The sequence below is a fragment of the Blastomonas sp. CCH1-A6 genome (assembly GCF_001556365.1).
Lineage (GTDB): Bacteria > Pseudomonadota > Alphaproteobacteria > Sphingomonadales > Sphingomonadaceae > Blastomonas > Blastomonas ursincola.
Map to the genome: position 1 here is coordinate 1 of NZ_LSIS01000536.1, position 8,877 is coordinate 8,877.

Annotated in this window: 9 protein-coding genes and 1 tRNA gene; 5 read left to right on the forward strand and 5 right to left on the reverse strand. The window is 64.1% G+C overall.

What is annotated here, in order from left to right; genetic code table 11:
* From AX735_RS23025 to AX735_RS23040, 4 genes are all read right to left on the reverse strand, one after another.
* The coding region (locus AX735_RS23025) for a helix-turn-helix domain-containing protein (protein ID WP_156447591.1) at positions 1–367 on the reverse strand (367 nt) is incomplete at its 3' end.
* A 740-nt stretch (positions 368–1,107) separates the two neighbouring features.
* Positions 1,108–1,701 carry a DUF3501 family protein gene (locus tag AX735_RS23030; protein ID WP_060978967.1) on the reverse strand — a complete coding sequence of 198 codons (594 nt, stop codon included), beginning with the start codon at positions 1,699–1,701 and terminating at the stop codon, positions 1,108–1,110.
* 17 nt (positions 1,702–1,718) lie between these two features.
* Entirely contained in the window at positions 1,719–3,062 is a 1,344-nt protein-coding gene (locus tag AX735_RS23035; protein ID WP_066284934.1) for a (Fe-S)-binding protein, read from the reverse strand.
* 134 nt (positions 3,063–3,196) lie between these two features.
* On the reverse strand, positions 3,197–3,622 hold the full coding sequence (locus AX735_RS23040; protein ID WP_031318249.1) for a rubrerythrin family protein: 426 nt from the start codon (positions 3,620–3,622) through the stop codon (positions 3,197–3,199).
* Between the two features lie 244 nt (positions 3,623–3,866).
* Between AX735_RS23040 and AX735_RS23045 the strand changes: the two genes are divergently transcribed.
* Entirely contained in the window at positions 3,867–4,142 is a 276-nt protein-coding gene (locus tag AX735_RS23045) for an HU family DNA-binding protein (protein ID WP_023838445.1), read from the forward strand.
* Positions 4,143–4,267: 125 nt separating this feature from the next.
* The gene (locus AX735_RS23050) at positions 4,268–5,743 is read left to right on the forward strand and encodes an ATP-binding protein (RefSeq protein ID WP_066284938.1); all 1,476 of its coding nucleotides are present in this window, start codon (positions 4,268–4,270) and stop codon (positions 5,741–5,743) included.
* 125 nt (positions 5,744–5,868) lie between these two features.
* Here the strand turns inward: AX735_RS23050 and AX735_RS23055 are convergent, their stop codons facing one another.
* Entirely contained in the window at positions 5,869–7,197 is a 1,329-nt protein-coding gene (locus AX735_RS23055) for a dihydroorotase (protein ID WP_066284940.1), read from the reverse strand.
* A 48-nt stretch (positions 7,198–7,245) separates the two neighbouring features.
* Between AX735_RS23055 and ygfZ the strand changes: the two genes are divergently transcribed.
* The 3 genes from ygfZ to AX735_RS23070 all read left to right on the forward strand — a co-directional run bounded on the left by ygfZ (position 7,246) and on the right by AX735_RS23070 (position 8,872).
* The gene (gene ygfZ / locus AX735_RS23060; protein ID WP_066284943.1) at positions 7,246–7,983 is read left to right on the forward strand and encodes a CAF17-like 4Fe-4S cluster assembly/insertion protein YgfZ; all 738 of its coding nucleotides are present in this window, start codon (positions 7,246–7,248) and stop codon (positions 7,981–7,983) included.
* A gap of 73 nt (positions 7,984–8,056) precedes the next feature.
* Positions 8,057–8,701 carry a TetR/AcrR family transcriptional regulator gene (locus tag AX735_RS23065; RefSeq protein WP_066284941.1) on the forward strand — a complete coding sequence of 215 codons (645 nt, stop codon included), beginning with the start codon at positions 8,057–8,059 and terminating at the stop codon, positions 8,699–8,701.
* A 96-nt stretch (positions 8,702–8,797) separates the two neighbouring features.
* A tRNA-Val gene (locus AX735_RS23070) sits at positions 8,798–8,872 on the forward strand.
* Positions 8,873–8,877: the final 5 nt, after the last annotated feature.

An 8,877-nucleotide genomic window follows, 5' to 3' on the forward strand; every position in this document is an offset into this window, starting at 1 on the left:
CTGCGCCACCCTGCACCCGGTCGTACAGCCGCGCAAAGGCCGCCGCGGTGCCGGGCGATGCCGCCAGCCAGTCCTCGATCTCGCCGGGCTCGACACCGAGATCGGCAAAGATCGGATCGGCCATGCGCCGCCGCATCGGCCCCAGCCCGCCTCCCGGCTCATCCCCGGTCAGATCGCGCGGATCGACATCGAAGCGCTCGGCCAGAGTCAGCATCAGGCGTGCGCTGACCGGGCGCAGGTTGCGCTCGAGCAGGTTGAGATAGCTCGGCGAGATGTCGAGCCGCTCGGCCATGGCGGCCTGGGTGAGACCGGCATTGCGGCGGAGGCGACGCAGCGCGGGCCCGGCGTGAAGCGAAGGTTCGACCATGGCGCAGCTTTGTAACAATCATGACAAACTGACAAGGCTTTCGCCGGTACCAGTGGCGATATCCGCCGATTTTTTGTCAATTTGTGCTGCCAAAGCCGGTTTATGCCATTAGCGATGAAGCGACACAGCTGGGACGAGCTAGCAGGAGAGGATCTGGGTGAGCGGGGCAATCCCGCCACCCTGCCTTTCTGCCGGACCATAAGAGTTTGCACGAGCTTTCCTGGGGAGGAAAGACATGCCGCCGGAAGCTTCGGTTTTCGGCGGCATTTTCGTGGCCTGGCTAATTATCTTACAGATCGGCACCGAATGTTAACCGCTCGCTGCGATGCTTGGCAGCAATGGCGGCACAATGAGGGTAATGCGCAGTGCTCAAACAAGTCATGCTGGGATCGGGCGGCATCATGCTGGCCGCAGCAATCTTTGCGTCATCCGTCGATACGGGGAGCCGCCCCGCCGAACCCGCAGCCGAAGCCCTGTCGCCCCCAACCGTGGCTGAAGCTCCGACCACAACGATTTCGGATGGCACGGCACACACGGTGCAACCTCCACCATTCATCGATCAACCGACAGGCGACTCACAATTCGGTGCACCAATGGTCTCTGCACAGCCCGTTGGCGACGGCGTGGCTCCCCCACCGATTGGCGGGGGAATTTCGGAACCGGAAGTCATCACACCTGACAAGTGAGCCGGACGGTCTGAACGAAGGATTGGCGAAAGGGCCGAACCGCCAGCATCCCCACTAAAGGCAGGCGCGCGTGAGATAGCTGCGCGTATCCGCATTGATCAGCGCGGCATGGCCGTAATTCGGGTGGGTGATCTGCACCATCGCGACATTGCCCGCATCGTGCCAGGCCGCGATCGCGGCATCGTCGAGCGGGAAGTGCAGGAAGTGCACCGCGCTCGCCTTGCCCGAGGCGCTGGTGCGCTCGACATCCTGTTCGGGCACGGCGGCAATGCGGATGGCGCCGATGGTCAGGAAGATATGCTCCTCGACCCCGCCGATCGTGCGCAGGAACGCGTCGCGCCGCTCGGGATTCTCGATCTCGAACATCAGCGTCGCGGTCAGCTCGCGGCCATTGGGCACCATCGGGTTATAGGCTGCCAGTTCGTCGGCCAGCTGCTCCTCGCCGCCCTTCTCGATGCGCAGCATCTCCTGGATCTGCAGCCACATGCTGTCCCAGCTTTCGAAGGTAATCATCGCATGCGGGCCGATCGCCAGGCGCGAGAATTTCTTGGCCAGGATGCTTTCCTGGCGCTTGTCCTTGCGGATCAGCTCGTAATCGGCGAGGTCCATGATGTCCTCGCGGGTGATGGAACGGCGGTCCCTGGGCATCGTCTTTTCCATATCCGTTAGAGTCCGTAAGCCTTGGCCATCAGTTCAACGGGATGGCCGATCCGTTCGGGCAGTTTTGCCGCCCCGCCCTGCTCCATCACCTGCTTGAGGTGCGATCCGGCGAGCGGGCACTCGCTGACCATGTAATCGGGCGCGGTCTTTTCGAGCGAGCGCACCGTCGGGCGCGCGAGCTTCACTGCCGTGTCGAAATTCTGCTGGTAGATGCCCCATTTGCCGCCATGGCCGGAGCAGCGCTCGGTCAGCACGGGCTTCGCCTCGGGGATGAGCTTCAGCATCTCCATCGCCTTGGGGCCCATGTTCTGCGCGCGCGAATGGCAGGCGAAATGCACGCCGATGCTGGCGTCCATCGCCTCGACCGGAGTGAGCCCCGCCTGTTTCGACAGCTTGACGATATATTCGCTGATATCGTGCGTTGCGGCGGAGAGCTTCTTGATGTCCTCGTTGTCCGGTTCGATCAGCGGCCATTCGAACTTCATCATCAGCGCGCAGCTCGCGGTGATTGCGACCACGTCATAGCCCTGGTCGATCAGCGGCGCGAAATGCGCGGCGACGCGCGCGGCAGCACTGGCGACGGCGGGAATGTCGCCATTCTCCAGCTTGGGCATCGCGCAGCATTCGGGATGCTCGATCCGCACTTCGACACCGTTATGCGCCAGCACCTTGACCGCCGCCTCGCCCGGCGTCTGGTCGTTGAACTGGTCATAGCAGCTGGCATAGAGCGCGACGCGACGACCAAAGCCGGGTGCATCCGGATTGGGCGCAGGCACCAGCGCAGCGGCGCGGTTGGTCAGCGGGATGTCGGCGAACTTGGGCAGGTGCGCGCGCTTGTCGATGCCCAGCATCGACTGCATGATGCCGCGCGTCGTCTCGCTCTTGCCATCGGTCGCCCAGTTGGCGACGTCGGACAGCACGCTGCCGAGCTTGCCGTTGCGATCGGTCTCGGCGAGCAGCGTATCGGCCTTGGACGTCATGCCTTTTCGATGTTCGACCGCGCGATAACGCAGCATCAGATGCGGAAAATCGAGGTTGAACTCGTGCGGCGGCACATAGGGGCACTTCACCATGAAGCACATGTCGCACAGCGTGCAGGCGTCCACGACCTGCTTGATCTGCCCGGCGGACAGGTCCTCGACCTCCTCGTTCGGGCTTTCGTCGATCATGTCGAACAGCTTGGGGAAGCTGTCGCACAGGTTGAAGCAGCGGCGGCAGCCGTGGCAGATGTCGAACACGCGGCGCAGCTCGGCATCGAGCGCGGCCTCGTCATACCAGGATTCCTCGCGCCACGGCAGCACATGCCGCGTCGGCGCATCGAGGCTGCCTTCCTTGTATTCGGTTGCCATCGCGGATCCCCTGTCAGGCTAGAATGACGTGATTGCTCTCCCCCCGCGAGCGGGGGTTTGGACTGGACAGAAAAATGGCCTGCGCTTCGTGCCGAAGCACGAAGACGCAGGCCGAGTTGTCGTTCAACTGAAACTCAGGCTTCGGCCAGCAGCGCGTCGAGCGTCTTCTGGAACTTGCCGGCATGGCTCTTTTCCGCCTTGGCCAGCGTTTCGAACCAGTCTGCAATCTCGTCGAAACCTTCATCGCGGGCGGTCTTGGCCATGCCCGGATACATGTCGGTATATTCGTGGGTTTCGCCCGCGATCGCCGACTTCAAGTTGTCGGCGGTGGTGCCGATCGGCTCGCCGGTAGCGGGATCGCCGCAGGCTTCGAGGAATTCGAGATGGCCGTGCGCATGGCCGGTTTCGCCTTCCGCGGTCGAGCGGAACACGGCGGCAACGTCGTTATGCCCTTCGATATCGGCCTTCTGGGCGAAATACAGATAGCGGCGGTTGGCCTGGCTTTCGCCGGCAAACGCATCCTTGAGGCACTGTTCGGTCTTCGATCCCTTGAGTTCCATGGTCATCCCTCTTCGTGTGATTCAAAACCCTGATACGCCAAGGGTTAAGGCCATGCCGGGCGGCACGCCATGTGATTTTCTTGAACAGAATAATCGATAAAATCGATCAGCGTGATTGATAATGTTTCTCAATTACCGGCAATCATCGCCATTTTGGGGGAAAACTTCCGCAATCCCCGTGACGAACGCAAAAACTGCCGTTAAACCGCCGCCACCGAAATCATATCAGAAGGGACGTTTCCTCATGAACAATGCTGAACTTGCAGAGAAAATTGCCGCCGACCACGGCGTGACCAAGGCGGATGCCCGCAAGCTGGTCGATGGCGTTTTCGCTGCAATCGCTGATGCTGCTGCTGCTGGCGAAGAAATCTCGATCAACGGCTTCGGCAAGTTCAAGGTCAAGGCGACCCCGGAGCGCGAAGGTCGCAACCCGGGCACCGGCGCCACCATCACCATCAAGGCCTCCAAGAAGCTCGGCTTCACCCCCGCAAAGGCGGTGAAGGACAAGCTGAACGGCTGATCCGTTCCGGCCTGCGCCGAACGACAAAGGCCTCGCCCCGATCGGGCGGGGCCTTTTCATTTGCCCCCAGCATTTGGCCGCGCGCCCGTTGCAACCGCCGGTTCAAGGCGATAGGGCCTCAACCCGTGGGCGCATCGATCGACATAGGTCTGGATGAGACAGGGCGGCCTGTCGGCATCGATATCGAGGAATTGCTGGCGACCAGGCTTCTGGTTCAGGGCAATTCCGGATCGGGCAAGTCGCATCTGCTGCGCCGCCTGCTCGAGGAGAGCGCCGGGCTCGTACAGCAGGTGATCATCGACCCCGAAGGCGATTTTGCGACACTGTCGGACGCCTTTTCGCATCTGGTCATCGATGCGGGCGACTATAACGAGCGCGAGATCGCGCGCATCGCCGCGCGCATTCGCGAGCACCGCGCTTCGGTGATCCTCAATCTCGAATCGCTCGAACTCGAAGCGCAGATGACCTGCGCCGCGACTTTCCTCAACGCCATGTTCGATGCCCCGCGCGAACACTGGTATCCCGCGCTCGTCGTGGTCGACGAAGCGCAGATGTTCGCGCCTTCGGTCGCGGGCGACGTGCCCGATCCGGTGCGCCGGGCCAGCCTGTCGGCGATGACCAACCTGATGTGCCGCGGACGCAAGCGCGGCCTTGCCGGCGCGATCGCGACGCAGCGCCTGGCCAAGCTCGCCAAGAATGTCGCCGCCGAGGCGAGCAACTTCCTGATGGGGCGCACCTTCCTGGACATCGACATGGCGCGCGCCGCCGACCTGCTGGGCATGGAGCGCCGCCAGGCCGAACGCATCCGCGATCTGGAGCGCGGCTGCTTTCTGGGCCTGGGTCCGGCCATCTCGCGCCGCCCGGTGACCACGCGGATCGGCGCCACCCGCACCACCAGCCGCACCGGCACGCACAAGCTGCTGCCGATGCCCGAAGCGCAGGGCGAGGATCTGCGCGACATGCTGCTCGCCGCCGGTGCCAATGATGCGCCGGTGCCGATGCCGCCGCCGCGTCCCGCGCCGGTCGCGGCCGACGAGCTGATCGGCAGCATCGCGCCTGCCCCTCTGCCGATGCCGGAGCAATCCGCCATGTTCGCCGCGCGCAAGGAGGCGGAGGACGCCGCCGACGCGATCGATGCCGAAGCGGTGGTGGTCGCGGTGCTCACCGACATGCTCGCCGATGGCAACATTGCGAACCAGACCGAGGCGCTGCTCTATCAGGATTTCTCGGTGCGCTGCCGGATGCAGCGGCTGATCCGCCCGCCGCTCGACATGGAAGGCTTTCGCCAGCGGTTGGCGCTGGCGCGCGGCGGCATCCTGGATCCGGCGGACCCGGCGTGCGCGCCGCTGCTCGAGGCTGCGACCCGGTTGCCGCAGGAAATGTATGCGCCCTTCCTGCTGATCGCGCGCGCGGCGATGGATGGCCAGCCCTGCCCCGACGATGCCGCTCTGGGCCGCGCCTATGGCACCAGCTCACCTGGGCGCATCCGGCGGCTGATCGAATATATGGAAAAGCAGGGCGTCATCGTCGTCCGCGCCGATTTCGGCGGACGGCGATCGATCGGCATTCCCGACCTGGGGCTGAGCACCGGGGCGGAGTAGCGCTCTCCGCGCCCAAGGAAATCGTCACCCCCGCGCAGGCGGGGGTCCCGCTTCTCAATCAACGGTGCGCGTTGAAGCGGGATTCCCGCTTTTGCTGGAATGACGATGGAAGGGATAGTCTCTGATCAGAACTCCGTCGCCTCGAAGCGCACCGGCTCGCCGATCGCGCTGTCGGCCAGCGTATCTTCCCACATCACCCGGTGCCCGCGGATGATCGTGCCGATTGGCTTGCCGGTCAGCTTCATGCCGGTGAACGGGCTCCAGCCGCAGCGCGACTGCAGCCAGTCCTCGGTCACCGTCCAGCGCTTCTTGAGATCGACGATGGTGAAATCCGCATCATACCCTGCCGCGATCCGCCCCTTGCCGACCAGCCCGAAGATCCGCTGCGCCCCCGCCGAGGTCAGATCGATCAGCCGCTGCATCGACAGCCGCCCATGGTGCATGTGATCGAGCAGCAACGGCAGCAGCGTCTGCACGCCCGGCATGCCGCTCGGCGTATCGGGATAGGTCTTGGACTTCTCCTCGATCGTGTGCGGCGCATGATCGGAGCCGATGACATCGGGCACGCCCTGCGCCAGCCAGTGCCACAGGCCGTCGCGATGCGCACCGCTGCGGATCGGCGGGTTCATCTGCGCATAGGTGCCGAGCCGGGGATAGGCCTCCTCGCCCGCCAATGTCAGATGCTGCGGCGTCACCTCGCAGGTGGCGATGTCCTTGTGCTGCGCGATCAGCTCGAGCTCTGCCGGCGTCGTGATGTGCAGGATGTGGATGCGCCGCTTCGCCTCGCGTGCGAGGCGGAGGATGCGCCGCGTCGCCAGGATCGCGCTCTCGTCGTCGCGCCAGACCGGGTGCGACGAGGGATCGCCGGTAACGCGCAGATCGGCGCGCTCGTTCATGCGGAACTCGTCTTCGGCATGGATCGCCACGCGGCGTTTGCCGTTCGCCAGCACACGGGCGAGCGCGCCATCGTCGGCCACCAGAAGATCGCCGGTCGAAGCGCCCATGAAGATCTTCACCCCCGCCGTGCCGGGGAGGCGCTCCAGCTCCTTGAGCGACTCGGCGTTGGACGAGGTCGCGCCGACATAGAAGGCATGGTCGCACCACATGCGGTGATGCGCGCGCGCAAGCTTGTCGGCGACGCGATCGGCGGTATCGGTATTGGGCTTGGTGTTGGGCATTTCGAACACGGCGGTGACGCCGCCCATCACCGCGGCGCGGCTGCCCGATTCCAGGTCCTCCTTGTGCTCGAGCCCCGGCTCGCGGAAATGCACCTGGCTGTCGATCACGCCGGGCAGCACGTGCAGGCCGGTGCAGTCGATCACCTTGCCCGCATCGCCGCCGAGCGCACCGATGTTGGCGATCCTGCCGCCGATGACACCGATATCGGCGGAGACCGGTCCGCCGGGCAGATACACGGTGCCGTTCTTGACGATCAGGTCATAGCTCGCTGTCATCGCATCTCTCCGCTTGAAACTGGCTGAGCGATACGCATGTTGAGCGCCATGTCCACCCCTACCCTGCTCGCCCGCCGCGCCCTTATCCGCCTGTCGCCCACCGACCCGCAAGAGGATGTCCGCGGCTTCCTGCAGGGGCTGGTGACGCAGGACACGAAGGCGGTAGCGCCCGGAAAGCCGCAATATTCCGCGCTGTTGACCGCGCAGGGCAAGGCGATGTTCGATTTCCTGATATGGGACGATGGCAGTGATGTGCTGATCGACTGTGAGGCGGAACACGCGGATGCGCTCGCCAAGCGGCTGACAATCTATCGCCTGCGCCGGAAGATTTCTATCGCGCGCGACGCGGCGCTGTCGGTGCACTGGTCGCCCGAGCCCGTACAAGGTGCTACGCCCGATCCTCGCCTGGCTGCGCTCGGCTGGCGTTGGCTGGCACCGGCGAGCGACGCCCCCTGTGCCGATGACGCGTGGAAGGCACACCGGCTGGCTCTGGGTGTTCCCGAGGGTGCGGGCGAGCTCGGCGATATCCTCTGGCTCGAAACAAATGCGGTGGAATTGAACGGCGTCAGCTTCACCAAGGGTTGTTATGTCGGACAGGAAAATACCGCACGGATGAACTGGCGGCAGAAGGTCAACCGCCGCATCGTGGTGTTACCGATCGCCGAGGCCGACGCAAAACGCCAGAAAATCGGCTATCCCGAACTCGGCTGGAGCGTCGAGCACCGCCGCGTCGAGGATCTGGACCCGGCGCGGTTGCCCAGCTGGTTGCAAACCGCGCAAGCCTGAATGCAGCATTTGATAAAGTACAAAATTTATTGTATAACTGTTATAGCTCCACAACTCAGCAAGGCTGAAACCGATGTCGCGTCCGCTCAACGACCATGAAGCCATCCGCTCCCAGCTGATGGACGCAGCCGAGGACATGGTCCGCACGCGCGGCGCGATCAACCTTTCGCTGACCGAGGTCGCAGCGGCCTGCGGCATGTCGCAGTCGAGCTTCTATCGCTATTTCGCATCGAAAGAGGCGTTTTTCGAGGCGATTGCCGGGCGCTGGTTCGAGGAATTGAACCAGATCATGGAGGACGTCGTCGCCTCCGACCTGCCCCCGCGCGAGAAGCTGTTCGAATTCTTCGCGCGCCGCGTCGCGGTCAAGCGCGCGCGGTTCGAGGCCGACCCCAACCTGTTCCGCGCCAATATGGACCTGGGCGAGGAGCATTGGGAGGTGATCCGCGGCTATGTCGACCTGGCCGACCATTATATGGCGGTGATCCTGGGCGAGGCGATGGCCGAGGGCTATTTCCCGGGCTATGACCTCGACCATGTCGTGTCGCTGACCAATCTGGTGATGCAGCCGTTCTGCAACCCGTTCGTGATGATGGACATGATCCGCACCGCGACGCCTGACAATCTGCGCATCGTCGTCAACACCCTGTTCGATGGGCTGGGCGCTGCCCAGGCCATCCAGGATGCCGAGAACGTGACGCCGCTGCGCGCGATTTCCTGACTGCACCACGTGGCGCACCGCGGCTCTTGCCAACGCCCCCGGCTTCTGGCAAGGGGGCGCTCCGCACGACACCGCAAGGCCGGTGATTCCGTGATCGGGCGCGTAGCTCAGTGGTAGAGCACACCCTTCACACGGGTGGGGTCGCAGGTTCAATCCCTGCCGCGCCCACCATCTTT

Coding starts and splice junctions, on each gene's coding strand:
- AX735_RS23030 (WP_060978967.1), bottom strand. CDS start 1,701: ATGCCCAGGGACCGCCGTTCCATCACCCGCGAGGACATCATGGACCTC.
- AX735_RS23035 (WP_066284934.1), bottom strand. CDS start 3,062: ATGGCAACCGAATACAAGGAAGGCAGCCTCGATGCGCCGACGCGGCAT.
- AX735_RS23040 (WP_031318249.1), bottom strand. CDS start 3,622: ATGGAACTCAAGGGATCGAAGACCGAACAGTGCCTCAAGGATGCGTTT.
- AX735_RS23045 (WP_023838445.1), top strand. CDS start 3,867: ATGAACAATGCTGAACTTGCAGAGAAAATTGCCGCCGACCACGGCGTG.
- AX735_RS23055 (WP_066284940.1), bottom strand. CDS start 7,197: ATGACAGCGAGCTATGACCTGATCGTCAAGAACGGCACCGTGTATCTG.
- ygfZ (WP_066284943.1), top strand. CDS start 7,246: ATGTCCACCCCTACCCTGCTCGCCCGCCGCGCCCTTATCCGCCTGTCG.
- AX735_RS23065 (WP_066284941.1), top strand. CDS start 8,057: ATGTCGCGTCCGCTCAACGACCATGAAGCCATCCGCTCCCAGCTGATG.